General features: G+C 53.2%; 15 protein-coding genes. 7 read left to right on the top strand and 8 right to left on the bottom strand.

Features of this window, described 5'->3' with window-relative positions:
• Nucleotides 1–46: 46 nt before the first annotated feature.
• Nucleotides 47–1,150, bottom strand: coding sequence for an alpha/beta fold hydrolase (locus A0129_RS00215; protein ID WP_291711308.1), 1,104 nt, complete (start codon nucleotides 1,148–1,150; stop codon nucleotides 47–49).
• A gap of 176 nt (nucleotides 1,151–1,326) precedes the next feature.
• On the opposite strand from A0129_RS00215, the gene A0129_RS00210 reads away from it, so the two are divergent.
• Both A0129_RS00210 and A0129_RS00205 read left to right on the top strand, forming a co-directional pair.
• Nucleotides 1,327–2,628 carry a histidine kinase gene (locus A0129_RS00210; protein ID WP_291711306.1) on the top strand — a complete coding sequence of 434 codons (1,302 nt, stop codon included), beginning with the start codon at nucleotides 1,327–1,329 and terminating at the stop codon, nucleotides 2,626–2,628.
• Nucleotides 2,609–3,283, top strand: a complete 675-nt coding sequence (locus A0129_RS00205) for a response regulator transcription factor (RefSeq protein WP_105028442.1) — start codon at nucleotides 2,609–2,611, stop codon at nucleotides 3,281–3,283. Before A0129_RS00210 ends, A0129_RS00205 begins: the two co-directional genes overlap by 20 nt.
• Here the strand turns inward: A0129_RS00205 and A0129_RS00200 are convergent.
• The 3 genes from A0129_RS00200 to A0129_RS00190 all read right to left on the bottom strand — a co-directional run bounded on the left by A0129_RS00200 (nucleotide 3,235) and on the right by A0129_RS00190 (nucleotide 8,012).
• Nucleotides 3,235–3,858, bottom strand: coding sequence for a pentapeptide repeat-containing protein (locus A0129_RS00200; RefSeq protein WP_291711304.1), 624 nt, complete (start codon nucleotides 3,856–3,858; stop codon nucleotides 3,235–3,237). The two genes, A0129_RS00205 and A0129_RS00200, sit on opposite strands and share 49 nt — an antisense overlap.
• A gap of 103 nt (nucleotides 3,859–3,961) precedes the next feature.
• The gene (locus A0129_RS00195) at nucleotides 3,962–5,761 is read right to left on the bottom strand and encodes a PQQ-dependent methanol/ethanol family dehydrogenase (protein ID WP_291711450.1); all 1,800 of its coding nucleotides are present in this window, start codon (nucleotides 5,759–5,761) and stop codon (nucleotides 3,962–3,964) included.
• 217 nt (nucleotides 5,762–5,978) lie between these two features.
• The gene (locus A0129_RS00190; protein WP_291711302.1) at nucleotides 5,979–8,012 is read right to left on the bottom strand and encodes a TonB-dependent receptor; all 2,034 of its coding nucleotides are present in this window, start codon (nucleotides 8,010–8,012) and stop codon (nucleotides 5,979–5,981) included.
• Nucleotides 8,013–8,189: 177 nt separating this feature from the next.
• Between A0129_RS00190 and A0129_RS00185 the strand changes: the two genes are divergently transcribed.
• The 3 genes from A0129_RS00185 to A0129_RS00175 all read left to right on the top strand — a co-directional run bounded on the left by A0129_RS00185 (nucleotide 8,190) and on the right by A0129_RS00175 (nucleotide 11,256).
• Nucleotides 8,190–9,407, top strand: a complete 1,218-nt coding sequence (locus A0129_RS00185) for an iron-containing alcohol dehydrogenase (RefSeq protein ID WP_291711300.1) — start codon at nucleotides 8,190–8,192, stop codon at nucleotides 9,405–9,407.
• Between the two features lie 145 nt (nucleotides 9,408–9,552).
• The gene (locus A0129_RS00180) at nucleotides 9,553–10,554 is read left to right on the top strand and encodes a catalase family peroxidase (RefSeq protein ID WP_291711298.1); all 1,002 of its coding nucleotides are present in this window, start codon (nucleotides 9,553–9,555) and stop codon (nucleotides 10,552–10,554) included.
• 99 nt (nucleotides 10,555–10,653) lie between these two features.
• Entirely contained in the window at nucleotides 10,654–11,256 is a 603-nt protein-coding gene (locus tag A0129_RS00175) for a nitroreductase family protein (protein WP_291711296.1), read from the top strand.
• Between the two features lie 6 nt (nucleotides 11,257–11,262).
• On the opposite strand, the gene A0129_RS00170 is transcribed toward A0129_RS00175, so the two are convergent.
• Entirely contained in the window at nucleotides 11,263–12,570 is a 1,308-nt protein-coding gene (locus A0129_RS00170; RefSeq protein WP_291711294.1) for a di-heme oxidoredictase family protein, read from the bottom strand.
• Nucleotides 12,571–12,752: 182 nt separating this feature from the next.
• Between A0129_RS00170 and A0129_RS00165 the strand changes: the two genes are divergently transcribed.
• Nucleotides 12,753–15,203, top strand: coding sequence for a neutral/alkaline non-lysosomal ceramidase N-terminal domain-containing protein (locus A0129_RS00165; protein WP_291711292.1), 2,451 nt, complete (start codon nucleotides 12,753–12,755; stop codon nucleotides 15,201–15,203).
• Nucleotides 15,200–16,462 carry a DUF3089 domain-containing protein gene (locus A0129_RS00160; protein ID WP_291711290.1) on the top strand — a complete coding sequence of 421 codons (1,263 nt, stop codon included), beginning with the start codon at nucleotides 15,200–15,202 and terminating at the stop codon, nucleotides 16,460–16,462. Before A0129_RS00165 ends, A0129_RS00160 begins: the two co-directional genes overlap by 4 nt.
• 9 nt (nucleotides 16,463–16,471) lie before the next feature.
• On the opposite strand, the gene A0129_RS00155 is transcribed toward A0129_RS00160, so the two are convergent.
• From A0129_RS00155 to A0129_RS00145, 3 genes are all read right to left on the bottom strand, one after another.
• Nucleotides 16,472–17,581, bottom strand: a complete 1,110-nt coding sequence (locus A0129_RS00155; protein ID WP_291711288.1) for a putative solute-binding protein — start codon at nucleotides 17,579–17,581, stop codon at nucleotides 16,472–16,474.
• Nucleotides 17,582–17,687: 106 nt separating this feature from the next.
• Nucleotides 17,688–19,433, bottom strand: a complete 1,746-nt coding sequence (locus A0129_RS00150; RefSeq protein WP_291711448.1) for a TonB-dependent receptor — start codon at nucleotides 19,431–19,433, stop codon at nucleotides 17,688–17,690.
• Nucleotides 19,318–19,839: a TonB-dependent receptor plug domain-containing protein gene (locus A0129_RS00145; RefSeq protein ID WP_291711286.1), complete on the bottom strand. Its 522-nt coding sequence runs from the start codon at nucleotides 19,837–19,839 to the stop codon at nucleotides 19,318–19,320. Before A0129_RS00145 ends, A0129_RS00150 begins: the two co-directional genes overlap by 116 nt.
• Nucleotides 19,840–19,890 lie beyond the last annotated feature (51 nt).

Genomic DNA, 19,890 nt, shown 5'->3' with positions numbered 1-19,890 from the left:
GCTGAGTGAGTTCACTATAACCAAAAGCAAGGGTGGCTGCACGAAGTTAGCTATTTAGCCAGCTCACGGTTTTCGCCCAGATGGTATTGGGCGATTCCTTGCCGCTCATGATGCCGATATGGCCGCCCGGGCCGATGAAGAATTCGGAGTTCTCCGAACCAACAACCTTGGTAATCGGCTTGCAGCAGGCTACGTTGGCCAGGTTGTCCGATTTGCCTGCAATCCCCAACACCGGGCAAGTGATGTCTTTGAAGTTGGCCACGGCCTTGCCCACTTTGAAGTGGCCGTGCGCTGTTTCATTTTCAAGCCAAATGCTGGCGAACCAGTCGCGCAATGCACCACCAGGGTAGGCTTCCAGGCTGTCAATAAATGCAGCTTGGTTGGCATGCTGGGCCACGAACTCTCGGTCATGCAACTGTGAAATCAGGTTCCAGTAACCTTTCAGGCTACCCACTGGATCGAGCAATTTAAAGCCGATCACGTTGGCCCAGCCCGGTGTGTACAACAGTTTGGCGGGTACCTTTCTGAAATTGATTCGCGCAGACTTCAACAAGTGTGCCAGGCGCTTGTATTGCTGACCGATGGCGCCATTGGCGTGGCCATCGATGGGCGTTCCATAGGTGACCACTTTGTTGATGTTTTCGTCTTTGAATAAAGCGGTGTAAGCCAAGGCCATGCCACCACCCATGCTCCAACCCTGCAGATTGAGCTTTTTGGAACCGCTGTGTTCACGCACGGCATTCAGGCACGCGGGCAGAAATTCCTTGATGTAATTCTCAAGAGTTAAACCAGCCTGTTTGCGCGTGGGCTTGCCCCAATCGATCAGGTACACATCAAATCCCTGCGCCATCAGGTAGCGAACAAAACTGCGCTCAGGCAGCAAATCATACACATACATGTTCACGGCCAGGGGTGCGATCAGCACGAGCGGAATTGCGTTGCGCTTTTTGCTCACTGGCAGCGTGTCGTCACCCACGGTGATGCTTTCTTCAGTCAAGGGCAGGTAATGGCGAACGCTGTGAATACCGCTTTGATGAACGATTTCAAACGGCTGCAAACCAGCGCGAACCATGGATTCTGATTTGAACAAACGATCCCAGCCGTTGCTGGACATGCGGCTGATTCGACGAAGGCTGAGTGCAGTGGACATGGCGGCAAACCTGATTGTGAAAATTATGTGTGTCAGATTCTAACAGCGCCGCCAATGAATTGATTGGGGTGCTGTCTCTAAAAAATCCCGCCGAGCTCATTGTGTGGGCAAGCAGAGTCCAAGAAAACGGGAAATATTCCCTGGCGTCAGCGCACGGCTTATTCGAAGATATTTGCATGAAATTCTCACTACGATCATTGATATGGGTTCCCCTGACCTTCTCAATTGGCTTCGCTTTGTCTGCCAGTCTTATTGTGATACAAGCGAGGGATGACATCCGAGAAGAACTGGAATCCGCAACGCATGTCGCGAAAAGCCTGGCACTGCTGATTGAATATGACCGAATCGGTGCGCAAGAGGCGAAAAATCTGCAGTTCAGACACATCCGGATTTCAACGCAGCCACCGCACTTGGTGAATCAAAGCCTCAATGTGAGCATGCCTTCCTGGCTGGCTAACTGGACTTTGGGTGATGTTGGCAGTGATTGGCAAAAGTATTCAATTCACCTCGACCCGGTTCAGATGTGGACTGTGTACGCCACACCGGAGGATGAGCTCGATGAAGTCTGGGAAAGTCTGACTTCGACATTTTTTGTATTTCTTGTCTCCGCACTTTTGTGCATCGCGTTAATTCAGTTTGGGCTCAATGACGTTCTTAAACGAATGCGTCAGTTTAGTCGCGCCATGACAGAAATGCGCGATGGCCACCTTGAAACAAAGCTGCCTGAAACCAGCCCGATTGTGGAACTTCAGGCTATAGCCCGTCAATTCAATGCCACCACACTGACACTCAAGCAAGCCAGAGAAGACAATAAGTCTTTGTCGATTTCACTGATTAACTCTCAAGAACAGGAACGCAGACGCCTTGGCAGTGAACTGCACGACAATCTGGGACAGATAATCGCAGGTCTTCGTGCCCGAGTCTATTTACTAAACATTCAAACTCAGTCTGAGATGTCAGCCTCTGGTCTAGAGACCCTGAAATCAGTATCCGACGAACTGGAAGAGGCCCACCGCGTGATCCGGAATCTGATCACCGAGTTAGATCCAATGGATCTACAAACAGTCAACCTGAATGAGGCCTTGAACCAGATTTGCATGAAATGGATGCAAGTCACTTACATTGAATGTGAACTTGAAGCCTCGTGTGAAGTGTCACCAGCGATAACCTTGGTCGCACAAGAAGTAGTACACATCATCCGGATTGTCCAAGAGTCCCTTCACAACATTTACAAACACTCGAATGCAAATAAAGTCACCGTGAGCTTGGTCAACACTCGGGACTACCTCGATTTGAAAATTGAAGACAACGGTGTCTCATCAAAAGAGTTGAAATCCGGTTATGGTCTTCGCTCTATGCAAGTGAGGGCAAAAGAACTTGGAGCACGTCTTCGTATACAAAAACACAGCACGGGCGTGACCGTGCATTTGCACAAAACACACCAGAGAGCACACTCGAATGAATTACTTGATTGTTGATGATCATCCACTAATTCGTCAAAGCTACTCACAAATCATTAATCAGATTTGCAATGGCTTGGCGCAAATCGATCATGCGGACAACGCCCAATCAGCTTGGCTCAAGTGGACAGAAATACGACACGAACTGGTCGTACTTGACGTCAATCTCCCCGACATCTCCGGTCTGGATCTGGCAACAAAAATTTTGCGCAGACAACCGGCGACTCGTGTAATGTTTTTCAGCATGCACGATGAGCTTGGCCTGGTGAGTCGTGCCATGAAACTTGGTGCATGCGCTTTCGTCAGCAAATCAGCTGAACCTGAAGAGTTTGCCCGGGCGATTCGGACAATTTCGGAGGGCGAATTCTATGTTGAGCATCGTCTGGCCACCGGGCTTGTTTGCTCAAAACACACAGGAAGCAACGCACTCGCCACACTATCAGGTCGTGAGAATGAAATTTTTCTGATGATTGCAAAGGGATATTCATCCAGACAAATCGGCAAACTATTGAATCTCAGTGCAAAAACAGTCGCCAACAACCTTTCTATTATCAAACAGAAGTTGAATGTAGACACCACAGCAGCGATGACTCACCTTGCAGTGAGTCTCCAGTTGATTGAAGTTTACCAACCCACGGGGCAGCCAGTACAACCCTCAAAATTGGCATCCTGAAACGTGGCGTAATGAATTCGGGCCCCTGTTATTGTGCTGCCATCAAAGTCAACCATATTCATTTTGGCTTCCTGCAAATTGGCATTGTTGAAGTTGGAATCCACCAGGCTGCATTTCTCCATCCAGGCTTTCTCGAAACTGGCCATCTGTGCGTTAGCACCGGTAAAGTTGGCCCGATTAACCCTGGCAAACGAAAAATCAGCCGCTATCAGACTCGTGCGTGTGAAGTTTGCTACTTGACCAAAAGCCGCGTAAGCCTGCACGGCATCTAATGTTGCATCGGTAAAATCGGCTCTGCGCAAATTGGCGCGCTTCAAATCAGCCCTGGTCAGATTGGCACCAGTCAGGTTGGCTCCTTCAAGATTAGCCCCCCGCAAATCAGCATGCCGCAGGTCCGCTCCCCTTAGGTCCGCACCCGACAAATCGATCGCACTCAATTCCATATTTCGTAAATCCATGCCGGTGAGGTTGGCGTTTTTACAGTGGCTTCCGGGCTGTAGTTCACAGGCTTGAACATTCACGGCAACCATTAGCCCCGCCATTATTGTCAATCCATAACACTTGATTGAGTTCATTGAGTCATTCCAAAAAAGAAAAACGGATGGGATTGCCCTGCAAAGCAAACCCATCCTAAGCAACAACGTCTTCCAGGATGAAGAGAGGAAAATTGACGTCGTATTAACGCGAGGCTTGCTGAATCATCTTGGGCAGCTTGAATACCCAGAATGAACCGCCTTGCGGCACTGGCTTGGTCAGCTCGGCCATGTCACCACCCCAAAGTGGCACTGCACCACCATAACCACTGGCCACACCAATGTACTGTTCGCCATCCATTTCCCAAGTAATCGGGGAGGAAACAATTCCTGAACCCGTCTGGAATTTCCAAAGCTCTTTGCCGGTTTTTGCATCAAAGGCCTTGAAGAAGCCATCGCCTGTCCCTGTGAACACCAGATTGCCTTTGGTGGCCATGACGCCGGCCCAAAGCGGTAACTTCTCTTTGTGCTGCCAGATCACTTTTCCTGTAACAGGATTCATGGCACGCAATACACCCACATGGTCGTCGTACATACGCTTGATCCTGAACCCCTGACCAAGATACGCAGACCCCTTCTTGTAGGTCACGTTTTCTGTCCAGTAATCTTCCTTCCAGTGATTGGCGCCGATATAAAACAAGCCAGTATCCTGACTGTAGGCCATGGGGTTCCAGTTCTTGCCACCCAGGAACGGAGGAGATACTTCAACAGATTTGCCGCGATCCTGACCTGGCTCCGGGGGAGGAGGACGCTGCCCGGCCACTTCAATCGGCCTGCCGGTTTTCGGGTCAATGCCCTTGGCCCAGGTCACGCCGTCTACGAAAGGCACACCCCGAATGAATTTGCCGTCCGCTCGATTCACTACATAAAAAAACCCGTTTCGGTCAGCGTGTGCTGTGGCCTTGATGGTTTTGCCGCCATCTTTGTACTCAAACAAAACCAGTTCATTGTTGCCAGAGAAGTCCCAAGCGTCATTGGGTGTATGTTGGTAAAACCACTTCACTTCTCCCGTGCTGGGGTCTACGGCAACTTGACCTGAGGTGTACAGGTTGTCGTACTCCAGCGGATTTCCACCTTTGGGTGTGCGATACCAAGTGTTCCAGGGAGCGGGATTACCTGCGCCCACGATGATCAGATTGTTTTCAACGTCAAAGCTGGCAGACTGCCATGGAGCGCCACCACCCTGGCTCCAGGCTTCCACTTTGCCAGTGGGGCTGTTCGGATCATCCGGCCAGGACGGCGCTCGAGGATCACCTGTAGGAGTGCTTTCTTTTCCATTGAGTCGCCCCATGTGTCCTTCAACAAAAGGACGCATCCAGATTTCCTTGCCTGTTTCCGGATCACGTGCGTAGAGCTTGCCCACCACACCGAATTCGTCTCCGGAAGAACCATGAATCAACAGTACCTTGCCTGTTTTTTGATCCTTCACCAAGGTGGGAGCCCCTGTCATGGTGTAGCCAGCGGTGTGGTCTTCGAACTTTTCACGCCAAGCCACCTTGCCGGTTTTCTTGTCTAGCGCAACAATGCCCGCGTCCAAGGTGCCGAAGAAAACCTTGTCGCCAAAAATGGCCGCCCCGCGGTTGACCACGTCGCAACAGGGTCGAATATCTTCAGGCAATCGATGAGAATACTGCCAAAGTTTTGCACCTGTTCTCGCATCCAATGCATACATTCGGGAATAGGAACCCGTAACATAAATAACGCCATCATGAACCAGGGCCTGCGTTTCCTGGCCGCGCTGCTTTTCATCGCCAAAACTGAAAGACCACGCTGGCACCAGATTGGCCACGTTCTTGTCATTGATCGCGGTCATGGCACTGTAGCGCTGCGCCTTCGGCCCAAAGCCGTAGCTCAAAATGTCTTTCGGAGTGTTTTCATCGTTGACGATGTCTTCCCAGGTAACACCACCTGACTTGGCCGACACAGAACCACTCTGCAACGCCAGGCCAGCTGTTGCAGCGACAACAGCAAGCGTCAGGGCGCTGAGTTTAAAACTTGAATTTCTCACTGATCTCTCCTCTTTGTTTAATCTGATTTGTTGTAATCCGACTCTTCTTTCGGACTCGTTTCAGATTAAGGAGAGCACCCCGTATTCTCCAGAGCAGAATTCCCGCAGTAAACCGGGATTTATTCCCGAAAAACCAATGCACTCTTTACTCAACTTACTTCCATGACAAACCGACCGTGATACCCAACAAGTACTGGCGTTCGCTGGCAGGCTCGAAAAACTGCCCTGCCCCTTGGTTCACAATCACCGACCCTACGTATTCCTTATCGAACACATTGTCCACACGGGCATAAGTGCGCACATTCCAGCCACCATTCAAAGGCCAGTCCTTGCTCGCGCGCAAGTTCACCACCGAGTAGGAAGGGGCGAAGGCATCGTTTGCATCGTTGGCGAACAGCTTGTCGACATACCGCAATTCTGTGGCTGCCTCATACAGGCTTGAAGGCTTGTAGACCAGTTCACCAAAAAAGGTTTTTTTCGGAATGCTGGGCAAGCTGTTGCCGGCCTGAATGCTGTTGACCGAGGTGTCGTAAGTAGCGCGAATGTAATTCACCGCCGCATTGGCTTGCCATTGCCTGTTGAAAGCATGTTGCAGGGCCAGTTCCGCACCTTCGCGACTGGTCGAACCAGCATTCTGAAATGAGGTGGCACCACCGTTCGCAGCCAACACCACGATCTCGTTGTCGGTGTCTACCGTGTACAGCGCCGCATTCACCAAGGTGCCACCAAATTTGGCTTTCACACCGATTTCCAGTTGCTCACTTTTTGCGGCTTCCAGCTGGGAGTTGAAGTTTGGACTGGGTGGTGCAACCGACAAATACGCGGTTTCCAGCAGGGTGGGGGTTTCAAACCCTTCGCCATAAGAAATATAGGTGTTGATGTTGGGTTGCAAACGGTAGGTGAGGCCCACATTGCTGGTGACCTCATCGTACTTTTTGCTGCCACTGCCGTCGCCGTTGCTCAAGAATTGATCATTGGATTCGATCTCGATGGACGAATTTCGAACCCCGCCCAGCACGCTGAACTTGTCGGTGAAAAAATACTCCGCCTGCAAGTACTGATCGAACTGGCTCGCCGTGTTGGCCTCATCCCGGTTGGGTGTGGTGCTGGCACCAAAGAAGCCCAAACGAGCCTGCTCCAGTTCACCGACGGTCAAGCCCGCATTCAAAAACAAAGGTCTTTCCAACAGACTGGTTTGGTGCCCAAATCGCAAATCAGCGCCGCTGTATTCGTTTTTCAAATCAATCACCGCAGTGCTGGCCAACACCTGGCGAATCTTCCGGTCTCCGTAATAAGGGCTGAAAGTCACATTGGTGCTGGGGCTGAACTTGTGCTCCAGCACAATACCGGTTTGGCTTTGTTCCACTGTTTTGTTGGTGTTGTTGGCCACCGTGTTGGTGCCCGCCTGCCGGCGGTTGCTGGCCAGTTGCGCAGCAGTCAGGCCAGCCGGGTCTTGCGCCAGGGGAATATCCACGTAGTTCACAACCCAGCTTAAGCGAGTGTCGCTGCTTAAACTCCACACAATTTTGCTGTTGAAATTGTCTCGACGCGCTTTGCTGTGGTCGCGGTATCCATCCGTTCGGAAGGTGGATGCATCTATCACAATGCCCACCTCCTCATTGCCCTTGTTCAGCTTGATACCGCTTCTGCGGGTGCTGTCGGTTCCAAATATCTGGTTCACCTCCAGCTCAGTGCCCACGCGTGGGTTTTCGGTGGTCAGCAAGATCACGCCGCCCGAGGAATTGCCATACAGGGATGAAAACGGCCCGCGCAGCACTTCTATTGACTCGGTTGAGCTCAAACTGAAGTGGGAAATTTGGCCGGAACCATCCGGCATGGTAGCGGGTATGCCATCGGAGAAAAGACGAACACCACGGACACCCGAAGTTGCCCGCGCCCCAAAACCCCGAATTGAAATTTGAAGGTCTTGCGCAAAATTGTTGCGATTGTTGATCACAAGGCCGGGCACACGGGTCAGCGTTTCCGACAAATTGACCTGAAAGCTCGCCGCCTTCTCCAGAGTGTTCTGGTTAATCTTGTCGACCGAAGCTGGCACCTCAAACGGGTCGCGTGCCTCGCGGGTGGCCGAGACCACGAAGGTGTCCAGGCTTTCGGTTTGTGACCATGCAGGTGAGGCCATGCCCAAAGTGGCCAAAGCGGCAATCAAGGGTGTACTGCGATGCTTCATGAACGGTGTCTCTGAAATGTTGTAGTGAACAGTGCGGCAAGCTTGACGGAAACGGCTCGTGAAATTTTCCCGATCGTCAAGAAAAGTGGAATATTTCCTCTGCCTCTACACCGCCTACTCTTTGTACAATCATAGTAACAACTGTTAACCCCACAATAAAAGTTAGGAGACACCCGCATGTTGCATGCACTGGAAGTGTTCGCGCTTCGCATTTACATGGCCATTTTCAAAGTGGTCACTGCCCTAATGCCCTTCAAATGGCCCCGCATGTTCGAAGGGACTGGCTCCTCGCTTGATTTGATTCGACACATGGCCGATGCAGGGCACCGCAATGTGTTGGTGGTCACAGACGCGGTACTGGTGAAACTGGGCGTGCTGGACAAAATGAAAGCCGAGCTTGATACCCAGGGCGTGAAATACGTGGTGTACGACGGTGTTGAACCCAACCCCACTGTGGAGCAAATCGAAGCCGGTTACCGCATGTTGATGGAAAACGGCTGTCAGGCCATTCTGGCCGTGGGTGGTGGAAGCCCGATTGATGCCGCCAAAATGATTGGTGCACGCGCCAAGAACAACAAGCCCGTGTTGAAACTGACCGGTTTGCTGCGGGTGCACAAAGGCATGATTCCCCTGTTCGCTGTGCCGACTACTGCGGGTACCGGTGCAGAAGTCACCATTGCGGCAGTGGTCAGCGACACAGAAAACAAACGCAAAGTAGCCGCCATGGACATTCGCTTGTTGCCCACCGCCGCGGCATTGGATGGATCACTGATGACAGGCTTGCCTGCACACATCACTTCAGCCACCGGCATGGATGCACTGACACATGCGGTTGAAGCCTTTGTGTCGCGAAACGCCATGAAAAAAACCGACGAGAAGGCACTGGAAGCCACTCAACTCATCATGAAATATCTGGAAACGGCTGTGGCCGATGGCAACAACCTCGAAGCCCGCCAGAAAATGGCACGGGCATCGCACCTGGCTGGCATTGCTTTCACACAAGCCGGAGTGGGTTATGTGCATGGCATTGCCCACAAGTTTGGCGCTCTCTACCACACGCCCCATGGCTTGGCCAACGCGATTGTAATGCCCCATGTGCTGGACTATTCATTGCCCAACTGCGCCGACCGCCTGGCCATCCTGGCTCGCGCATGTGGCATCGGCGACAAAGGGGCAGACGATGTGCACCTGGCCCGCGCCTTCATCGCCCGTATTCGCGAGATGAATGCAAAATTCGGAATCCCGACCCAATTGGCAGCGCTGAAAGCGGCCGATATTCCAGCAGTGGCCAAGTCTGCGATTGCGGAGGCGCGGTTCACCTACGCAGTGCCCCGCTACATGAACCAGCGTGTGGCTGAGTCGGTAATCAAGAATCTGCTTCCTACCAACACCTAGAACTGCGCACCTGCCGCAAGTCAGCGTTACATTATTTTTTCGTGACGCTGTAACTTTTTACCTGCATCGACGATCTATAGCCTAGACCACCCGACCAACCGGGTGGGTTGCGAGATTGATGACCATCAAAAGAAGGATGCAGGAAATGAGAACAGCAATCGGTATGGCAGTTGTTGCGGCACTGGCCGCAATTGGTACACAGGCAGCGGTAGCGCAAACTCCAATCCCCAGCGAGCCGGCCAATGCGGTGAACCTGGTAGACGGTCTCGAGGGTGTATTTGGCACCCACGCAGGTTTCCGCCGATCGGGTGCCCGAGGCGTATGCGCAGCAGGTGAATTCGTTGGCAACAAGGCTGCTTCCGCCATTTCCAAGGCCTCCGCTTTCTCTGGTAAACCAGTACCTGTCACCCTGCGCTTCTCGGTGGGCGGTGGCAATCCAAATGCACCCGAAAACGGCAAGGGCGTGCGTGGCTTGGCTGCCCAATTCGATCTGCCCAATGGTGAACAATGGCTAATGGCCAACATTTCAGCCCCCTTCTTCACCGCCGCGACACCCGATGCATTCCTGGCATTCCTGGAAGCACGAAAACCTGACCCAGCCACCAAAAAACCGGACCCCGCAAAAATCGCGGCCGCCGCAGCCAAGTACCCTGACTTCAAACCCCAAATGGAATGGGTTGCCAAAACCGGCGTACCCGCAAGCTATGCTGCTGTAAATTATTGGAGTACCAACGCATTCAAATTCACCAACGCCGCTGGAAAAACCCAGTTTGCAAAGTGGATGTTTGTGCCCGTAACCGGCCAAGAGTTCATTCCTGATGACAAATTGGCTACTTATGCGAAGGTGTTTCTGGAAGACGAGTTGAAAGGTCGCGTTGCACAAATTCCAGTGGAATTCGACATGGTGCTGCAATTGGCGCAGCCTGGTGACCCCACTGACAATGCCACAGTGGCATGGCCCGATGACCGCAAGAAGGTGGTGGCGGGTCGTTTGAAAGTGACGGCAGTGACTGACAAATCAACTTGCGATGGCATCAATTTCAACCCGCTGGTATTGCCTACCGGCATTGAAGGATCGGACGATCCTTTGCTTGCAGCACGGGCAGGAAGCTACGCAGTGTCACAGGCGCGTCGTTTGGCCAAATAAACGACGTTCCCCTTTTAGCCTGTACACTATTGGCCGGTTCCCCCTCCAGGGTTCCGGCTTTTTTTATGCAGTTCGCCAGCAGTACACAAGGAGCAGTACATGGAATTATTTGACGCAATTTATCAACGCCGAGCCATCAAGGCATTCGATCCCGAGCACATCGTCTCTGAAAACGACGAAAAGAAACTGTTCGAGGCCGCCATTCAGGCACCGACCAGTTTCAACATTCAGCATTGGCGTTTTGTGGTAGTGCGCGATAAAGCCTTGCGCGCTGAAATGCGCAAACTGGGCAATGATCAGGCTCAAATCACGGATGCGTCTTTGCTGGTCATCATGACCGCAGACACCAAGGCTTGGCAGAAGAACCCCGCCCGTTATTGGGAGCAAGCTCCCAAAGAAGTAGCCGACCTGCTGGTCGGCTGGATGGGGCCTTTCCACGATGGCCGCGAGTGGCTGCAGCGCGACGAAGCTCAGCGATCCATCGGTATGGCCATGCAAACCTTGATGCTTGCTGCCAAAGGGATTGGCCTGGACTCCTGCCCCATGATCGGCTTCGACATCGAAGCAGTGGCCAAGTTGATCAACTTGCCAGCCGACCATGTCATGGGCCCTATGGTAGCGATCGGCAAAGGAACCAAAGCGCCTTGGCCAAAACCCGGTCAGCTCACCCTGAATGAAGTGTTGGTCAACAACAAATTCTAAAAGGCCTTAGAGCTTTTCCAGGAACGCAATCAACGCCGCTTGGTCCGCAGGGTTTAAATCCTGAAAGCGGCGTTTTGCCCCCTCGGCCTCACCACCGTGAAAATCAATCGCTTTCCTGAAATCCCTGCCTGCGCGACCATCGTGCAACAGGGGTTTGCTGGTTTGGCCAACACCCCACAGCGGTGCTGTCTTCCACTCAGTGGGTAGCCCCAGACCTTCGGGTGCGTTGTCAGCCAAAGCCGGCCCCATGTCATGCAGCAACAAATCGGAATAAAGCCATACCTCCCGGTCGTTCAAGGGCGCGGGTGCCATGGGCGATGTTTTCATCATGGGTGTGTGGCAACTGCTGCATTGAATGTCGTTGAATAACTGCTGTCCTCGCAAAGCAATGCCCGTCAGTTGCGGCCTTGGCGGTGGCGCCAGCCAGCGTTGGAAATCTGCCGTGGCCTGTGTTTCAGCAAGGCTGACTGCCTCGCCCACAAAAGGTGTGCAATCTGCTGTTGCCAGGTTGCCCTTGGGCCGTACCGGTGCTGCAAACAAGGGGTGGAAAGTGGCAATGCCCAGTTCAGTTGAAAATGCTCCCTGCGTGAATGATTGCACATCGGCCACAAAACCGCGTGCTCCCAAACGGCCCACCAATTGGTCTGCGGCATTCAAGTCGTTCACCCCTCCTGGAAACATCACACCAGGTCGACCACTTACCTCCGGGTTCGCCTGCTCACTGGCCAAACCATTTTCAATCAAGGTGCTGTCAGGAATATTCTCCAGCAATCCAATGCCGAACAGATGAGGCGTAACCCGAGTGGTGCTGGCCATGGCATGGGGAGGCACCAACTCACCACCCAACACACAGCCGGGTACTTCATCCGGAAATTCCGTGGCCACAGAACGCGCATGAACATGGGGCGCACCATCGGCCTGCGTCACCAACCCCACGGCAAAATGCGGTGCCAGTAATGTGGTGAAACGCTGAATGGTTTTGGTGGGGTCGGTACCACCCACAGCAGGCTGACCATGACATTCCACACAGCTTTGCGCATTGAATACGGCACCCAAACCATTGCTGGGCGTGAACACCTTTTCAAACATGGCTTTGCCCTGCTCAAAACGGGCCAGTTGTGTGGGTGTCAAACCATCAATTGGGGCCGACCAGTCGTGCAGTTCAAGGTCGCGTGTTTCAGCTCGCGTTTGCTCGGCAGCCCGTATCGAATTGTTCGGGGAGTTGGTATTGATTGAATTGTCTTCTGAAGTACAGGCGCCCAACATCAGACCGATGGCTGCGAAGGCCGCCACATGGCGTGAACTCTTGATCATGTCTCGAAATTATAATGATGATTATGGTTTCTCCATTCTTACTTCCACACTTCCAAATTGGATTCAAAAGTGACTAGTGTCGGTTACACGACATTGGCACTTTCTATCGGCAGGCGCCTGAATCTGCGCAGGGCCCACTGCAGTAAGAATCAAAGGAGACACCCACACAACAAGTATTCACAATGAACATCCATTTGTATCGCACAACACGCGCTGTCGCAGTTTTGCTGGCTGCAGCCACTTTGACAGGCTGCCTGGGCGAAAGCAGCGATCTGGCCCAAACCGATGGTCGTACCAACCCCAATGAAAACCCCGGCAACAATGAGTTTGTCGACACCGCGGGTTTGCAATGTGCGCTGACTGACCCCAACTTGTTGATCGGTGAGGGGCAAGACAGCCCTTCCATTTCGCCAGCCAGCAAGCCGAACCGCAATGTTCAACCCAGCACAGGTTTGAACAGTGGCGCTTGCAAAAACAACACCGCTTTTACCATGGGCACGGGCATTGTCGACATCACAGGTCCCGCGGCGGGGTCCGTGATGATGGGTTATGAGAGCCCCACCCACGCCAGCCTTGGCCTGCACACCCGGCAGTTTTCCCGGGCTTATGTGATCGGCTCGCCTTGCAACGGCAATCGCGTGGTGTATGTGGTCAACGACCTCGGCATGATTTTCCATGCTGTGCGCCAAGGGGTTTTGAACAAGGTGGCAGCAGATGCCCAATTGGCGCCGTTCTACAACGAACAGAACATCATGCTGAACGCCACCCACACCCACGCCGGGCCCGGTGGCTATGCGCACTTCACTGCGTTCAATGCGTTCCGTTTAGGGCATGACGAAGAGGTTTACAACTTCATTGTCGACGGCATTGTGGAGGCCATTCGACGCGCACATGCCAACCTGCAGGCCAACCCGGAACCGGGTCGCCTGTTGGTCAACAATGGTGAACTGTTGAATGCCAATGTGAATCGCTCTGCGATTGCCTACGATCAAAACCCGCAAGAAGAACGCAACCAGTATTTGAACCAGCGCGGTGAAAGCCAGAATGTGAACAAGGAAATGGCGCTGCTTAAATTGCGTCGTGCCGATGGCACACCCATCGGACAAATCAACTGGTTTGGTGTGCACCCCACCACCACAGGGAACACCAATCCATTGATTTCCTCAGACAACAAAGGTTGGGCTGCATTGGCCTTTGAAAAACTCATGGGCACGCAATACGAAGCACCTGCGGGGAAAGACACATTCGTGGCTGCATTTGCGCAAACCGATGAAGGTGACAGCAGTCCGAATATATTCTTCAAAGACAAACCATTTGAAGAACGTGGTGGTTCCACCGACGAATTGAAGGCTGTGGAAATCAACGGCAGCAAGCAACTGGCACGCGCGCTCACCTTGTATCGTGACGCCAACCAGATGGTGCGTGGTGGCGTGAACTTCGCACAATTTCACGTGAAGATGGACGAAGTGGAAATTACAGACCCCGTGGTGCTGAATTCACTGCGCCACCCTGAATCGCTGAACAGCGCCGTGAAAAAAACCTGCACCGCCGCCATGGGCGTGTCGTTTGGAGCAGGCGCTGAAGACGGCCCCGGACCCACAGTGGAAGGTGCAAGCTGCAACGGCCGCACCGACCCGGCCCGCCTCACCCGCGACCTGGCTGCGCTGGCCGCAGGCAAACTGCCACCGGAAGTATTGGCGACTGCCGTGCTGTGCAATTTGAACGACCTGCCCTTTGACGCCATACCGGCGGGCACCAGCTTAAGCTGTCAGGCTGAAAAACCTGTGCTGTTTGTACTCGGCCCGCCCCTGAACTTCAGTAACAATGTGCTGCCATTTCAGTTGTTCACCATTGGCAATGTGGCAGTGTTGGGCTTGCCTTGGGAAATTACCACCATGGCCGGACGGCGCATTCGTCAAACCGTGCTGGAAGTGTTGGAGCCACAAGGCATTGACCAAGTGATCATCAGTGGCCTGAGCAATGATTTTGTCAATTATCTGACCACGCGCGAAGAATATTCCATTCAGCAATATGAGGGCGCCTCCACGCAATTTGGGCCCTGGACGCTGGCCGCCGTGCAACAGGAAAGCCGCAGGCTGGCTCTGTCATTGGCCCAGCAAAACCAACCACCTGCCGGCCCACCCCGCACAGTGACCAGCAACCCGATTCCCCGCCCACCCTATGTGCCCTTTGACCAGGCCCCCAGTGCCGCATTTGGCGATGTATTGACCCAACCCACACCCACGGTGGCGGCCGGCAACACGGTGACGGCACAATTTCAAAGCGCTCATCCGCGCAATATGAAAACCCGCGGCTTGGCGATTGTGGAAGTGGAGCGAATGAATGCGAAAGGTGAGTGGGAAAGTTTCACACACGACCGCTCACCCGAACTGATTTTCCGCTGGCAGCCCTTCGAGCCCACACCTTACCTCAGCCCGGTTCCCCTGCCCGGCTTTGTATCCACTGCCTTGGCGGAATGGAAAATTCCCGCCAACACGCCGGCGGGCAAATATCGAATCAAGCACCGTGGGGTGGCGGTGCCGGCTGGAACGCCAGAGGAGTTTGAAGGGGTCAGCGAAGCATTTGATGTCACGGCCACTGGGGCCACCTGCGGTGACGGGAGAAGATTGTGATTCATCAATTTTTGTTCGGCGTTGTAACAGTATCACTGCTGTTGTCAGCCTGCGGCAGCGACTCAAGCAATACAGGCAGCACGAGCGCACGCGTGGGCGCAAGTGCCGCCAATACCAGCAACCCTTTCCCGGGCTATCAGAGCACCCTGTACACCGGCACCAGCAATTGGTTGTGTCACCCCGACTTGATGGGGACCAGCAACGTGTGTAACGGCAACTTTGACAGCACCGCAGTGGCCGCCGATGCCTCTGCTACCACACTCAGCTACGCACCTGCCACAGCGCCCCAAGTGGATTGTTTCTACGTCTATCCAACCACCAGCATCGACCTGATGGGCAACTCAGATTTGAATGACGATTTGCAAGAACAACAAACCACTGCTCTACAGTTTGGCCGTTATGGCGAAGTGTGCAGGCAATTCGCACCCGTTTACCGACAGCGCACATTGACCGCGCTGGGCCTGACCACATTCACGGGTGCACTGGGCGGTATCGACATTGCACCGAATGCCGGTGAAGTGGCCTATGCCGATGTACTGGATGCGTTCAAGGAATACATCGCCAACCAAAGTGAAGGACGCGGTTTTATATTGGTGGGGCACTCACAGGGATCAGGCATTTTACGCAGACTGATTGCTGAAGAAATTGAAACCCGGCCCGAGTTGATGAGCCGTTTCATTTCCGCGCACATCCCTGGCACCAATGTACTGGTGCCCAAGGGTCTCGATGTGGGCGGATCGTTTAAAAAGGTACCCGCTTGTCGCGATGCCGACCAACTGGGCTGCGTGGTGGCCTATGTCACCTACCGCGCTGGCGACCCTCAACTTGAAAACCCGCGCTTTGGTTTAAGTGCTGAAGAAGGGCAACAAGCGCTTTGCACAAACCCCGCAGCACTGGCAGGCGGACCCGCAGATTTGTTTCCGATTGTGCCTCGCCAGCAGCCACCGGTGTTTCGTTTATTACTGATTCCACGTGGGCCTGGCGGCCCCTACGCGAATCCGATCAGCAATCTCACCATTCCCACCCCTTACTACTCCATGCCAGGGCAGGTGAAAGGACAATGCAAGGTTGGGCCCAATGGTGTCAGTTATCTTGAAGCGAGTATCGTGGCCGATCCGGACGACCCTCGTGCGGACGACTATCCCGGTGAATTCATTGGCGGATCGAATTGGGGACTTCACCTGATTGATGTATCGATTGTGCAAGGCGATTTGATTCGACTGGCGCAACGCCAAGCAGCCAGCTACCTGAGGCAATAAAAAGCCACCTTACTCCACATTCGTGCTGCACTCTGCAGCACTGGGTGTGTGGTGGCAGCGTACCTTTTTCAACAAACTCATCATGCGTTTGTCGTACACGCCTTCTTGGGTTAATTGAACCCGCGCCTGCTGCATCATCACGTTGTATTTTTCCTGATCCGCAGGCGTCACATTCATCCAGTATTTGGCTGGAACCTGCTTTTCGATGGTTTTTACTGCGTCCAGCGCCTGGTCAATAAAACCCAAACCGAACTTGCGCATCTTTTTCAAACGATCGTCCAGATCAGGCACTTCTTTCTCCAGTCGAGTGCGGTTGATGATGGCCGAGCCCGTGACGTTCAGCAGCGGCATTTTGTAAACGCCCCCCTTGGTGCCCAAGCCACGGTACAACTCAAGCGGAGCGAAGGCCACTGCTGGAGCGGCGACAATGTCCACCACGCCGTTGTTGAATTTTTGGGCAAAGTTGGTGATGTCGCTGGGCACAGCTTGTGCGCCCAATTGCTGAATCATTTTGGCCTGGCTTTTATCCCAATCCATCACCGCCACTTTCTTGCCAGCAGCCTTTTCAATCGAATCAATGGATCGGTCGTTCACCATCACGTACGCTGCACCCAATGGGGCCATGCCAACCACTTGGTACTTGCCTTGAATCGACAAATCATACAAAGCGTCATTGCCCATCAACACCTGCAATGCAGTCTTCAGGTGTTCATACGATGGCAATGCCCCTACTGCATCGAAGCTGCCCATGAATTGATTAAATAATCTTGCACGCAGAGTGGTAATACCCACCGCCTCGCACTGCCCAGTGCGGAAAGACTCTGCCGCCACCGTTTCATTGGTGTGGGGAATCAGCTCGGCAAATACATTCCATTTTCGCGCTTCCAGTGCTACATCTTGCGCAATACTGAACACGGGTCCTGCTTTGCCCAGAATGTCAAAAATACAAATTTTGATATGCAATGGCTTGTCCAGCGGCTTCATTTCCTTCATCAACTGGCGCGACACATTGCCGATAAGGTTGGGCGGAATTTCAGGGCCTTTGACTTGAGAATGTGCCGGAGTGAAAACGACAGCGCAGGCCAAAGCCATTGATGCGATCAGAATACGGGTGGGCATGGTGGTGTTCCAGTGAGGGAAAAAGTACTGCAACACAGATGTAACTGAGCAGTTACATCTGCTGCTATTCACAGCGCAGGGTCAACACTGCGCTGCAACATGCCACTCAGAAATCTAGCGAGGCCGACACTGTCAATGTTCGCGGGTTACCAATCGTCAAGTAGCCTGAACCCGGGAAACCGCCGGCAGATGCCCAGTAATTGCGATCCGTCACATTGTCCAAACGAGCACGCAAGGTCAGTGCTTGCTCGTTGCCCACTGGCATCACATAACGCACCCCGAAATCCAGGCGGGTCCATGAAGGCAGCTCCTGCGTATTGTTTGCATTGGCGTACTGACTGCTGGTATAAATTGCGCGAGTCTCGAATGCAAGTCCCTGCACCTGTTCAGGGCTCCATTCAAGGCCCACATTGGCCTGTGCAGAAGGTGCACCAATTGCATCCTGCCCATCGACATCGGTGTTCAACACGCTCAAGCCGCCCAGCACCTTGACAGTTTTGCTCGCTTTGCCGAACGCCATAATTTCCAGGCCCTCGTTGGTTTGGTCACCAATTTGAGAAAACGTGTTGGTACCGTCAATCCCGTAGCTGGGCTTCTCGCTTTGAAACACCGACACGGAACCACCCACGCTGCCGCCGTCGTATTTCACACCCAGCTCAACTTGCTCGGTTTTGAAAGGCTTGAACACAGTGCCTGCATTGGTCACAGGTGTGCCTCCACCCGTGGTGGCAGGTGCCGAGTCACCCTTCACCAGTCCTTCAATGTAGTTGGCATACACGGAATACTGCGGGCCAAGTTTGAATACCACTCCTGCCACCGGTGTAGTGGCGCTTTCCGAGTAGCTGGCTGTTTGAGAACCATCCGCTGCATTAAAACTCATCGCCTCGATTTCCTGATGCCGAGCGCCCAAGGTCAGCAATAATTTGTCGTTCAGAAAAGCCATTGAATCTGCAACTGCGAAGCTGGAGTTTTTGGTGGTCTCTGTAATGAAAGGACTGCTGAAACTGCCGCCAGGAAAAGTCACTACTGTGGGCTCTGACACAGGCTGCGGATTGTAAATATTGCCTGAGAAGCTGTCATAGAAATTGAAGGCATTTTTTGACTCCAACTCATAAATCATGGCCGAGGTGCTCACGGTGTGCTTCACTGCACCGGTGTTGAACTTGAAACGCAATCCAGCTTCAGCGGTTTGAATAGAATCTTCACGCACGTTCGCAAACCGGTTGGCATCATAATCGCCATTGGAGTCATCCACAGTCGGGTTGGCAAAATTGCCGGCCTCAACACCCTCCCGAATACCACCGGCCAACCAGCCAGTCACAGTGTCATTGAAATCATATTCAGCACGTACAGTGCCGAAAGTGTCCTCTGCGTTGGAGAAGGTCCAGGGCTGCGCAATGCTGCGGTCTGCACGCGGCGTGGTTGGAATGGCAAGGCCGGCGCCAATGGTGATGTTGGGTTGCGAGGCTTGCAACTTGTGCTCTTGATAGCCCACATCGGCGGAAATTCTTAACCTCTCACTGCGGAAATCTGCGCCCACAGCGAACAAGCTTAGTTCTCGCGATTCTCCTTCCACATTGGTGTCGCCGTCGCGCTTGGCAATGGTTGCTCGCACGCCAGTAGAACCATCGTTGAAACGGCGTGCAAAGTCACCTGCAAGGTAAGCCTCTCCGCCATCCTGAATGCCCACGGTGGCCTGATTGATGTCGTAATTGGGTGCACGTTTGGGCACCACATTAATGGCGCCACCCAAGCCGCTGCCACCGGGTGCGGCACCGTTCAGAAATGCATTCGCACCACGCAGCACTTCCACACGCTCCACCAATTCCGAAGCTATGTACTGGCGTGGCAACAGACCATACAAACCGTTGTACGACATATCGTCCGAAAAAAATTGGCAAACCGCGCACCAAATAGACTTGTTGAAAATTTCCGAAACCACGTGCCACACGAACCGCTGGATCGTTCAATAACACCTCGCCCACACTGGCTGCTTGCTGGTCTTGAATCAGCTTTGAGGTGTAACTGGTCAGGTTAAATGGCGTATCCATATTTGACTGGGTACCCAACAAACCCACACGCCCGCCCTTGGCAACCTGGCCACCTGCGTATTCGGGTGCAAGTCCGTCGGCTGAGGCATCGGCGCTGGCATTGACCTGCACTGCAGGCAGCTCGTTGGTTTGGGCGAAAGCATTGGATGACAGGGCTGAAAATACTGCGAGAGCCAACAAGCTGACTTTGGGATTCTGGGAGATCATGAGAAACTTCAGAGAATGGAGAATCCGCCAATTATAATGTTAATTATTATC

Source organism: Limnobacter sp. CACIAM 66H1 (assembly GCF_001601825.1).
Classification (GTDB): Bacteria; Pseudomonadota; Gammaproteobacteria; order Burkholderiales; family Burkholderiaceae_B; genus Limnobacter.
Note: the sequence above shows the minus strand (reverse complement) of the source record. Positions and strands in the feature narration are given on the sequence as shown.

Excerpts from the sequence above, each read along its gene's own strand:
- A0129_RS00215 (WP_291711308.1), bottom strand. The coding sequence starts at position 1,150 with ATGTCCACTGCACTCAGCCTTCGTCGAATCAGCCGCATGTCCAGCAAC.
- A0129_RS00210 (WP_291711306.1), top strand. The coding sequence starts at position 1,327 with ATGAAATTCTCACTACGATCATTGATATGGGTTCCCCTGACCTTCTCA.
- A0129_RS00205 (WP_105028442.1), top strand. The coding sequence starts at position 2,609 with ATGAATTACTTGATTGTTGATGATCATCCACTAATTCGTCAAAGCTAC.
- A0129_RS00200 (WP_291711304.1), bottom strand. The coding sequence starts at position 3,858 with ATGAACTCAATCAAGTGTTATGGATTGACAATAATGGCGGGGCTAATG.
- A0129_RS00190 (WP_291711302.1), bottom strand. The coding sequence starts at position 8,012 with ATGAAGCATCGCAGTACACCCTTGATTGCCGCTTTGGCCACTTTGGGC.
- A0129_RS00185 (WP_291711300.1), top strand. The coding sequence starts at position 8,190 with ATGTTGCATGCACTGGAAGTGTTCGCGCTTCGCATTTACATGGCCATT.
- A0129_RS00180 (WP_291711298.1), top strand. The coding sequence starts at position 9,553 with ATGAGAACAGCAATCGGTATGGCAGTTGTTGCGGCACTGGCCGCAATT.
- A0129_RS00175 (WP_291711296.1), top strand. The coding sequence starts at position 10,654 with ATGGAATTATTTGACGCAATTTATCAACGCCGAGCCATCAAGGCATTC.
- A0129_RS00170 (WP_291711294.1), bottom strand. The coding sequence starts at position 12,570 with ATGATCAAGAGTTCACGCCATGTGGCGGCCTTCGCAGCCATCGGTCTG.
- A0129_RS00165 (WP_291711292.1), top strand. The coding sequence starts at position 12,753 with ATGAACATCCATTTGTATCGCACAACACGCGCTGTCGCAGTTTTGCTG.
- A0129_RS00155 (WP_291711288.1), bottom strand. The coding sequence starts at position 17,581 with ATGCCCACCCGTATTCTGATCGCATCAATGGCTTTGGCCTGCGCTGTC.
- A0129_RS00145 (WP_291711286.1), bottom strand. The coding sequence starts at position 19,839 with ATGATCTCCCAGAATCCCAAAGTCAGCTTGTTGGCTCTCGCAGTATTT.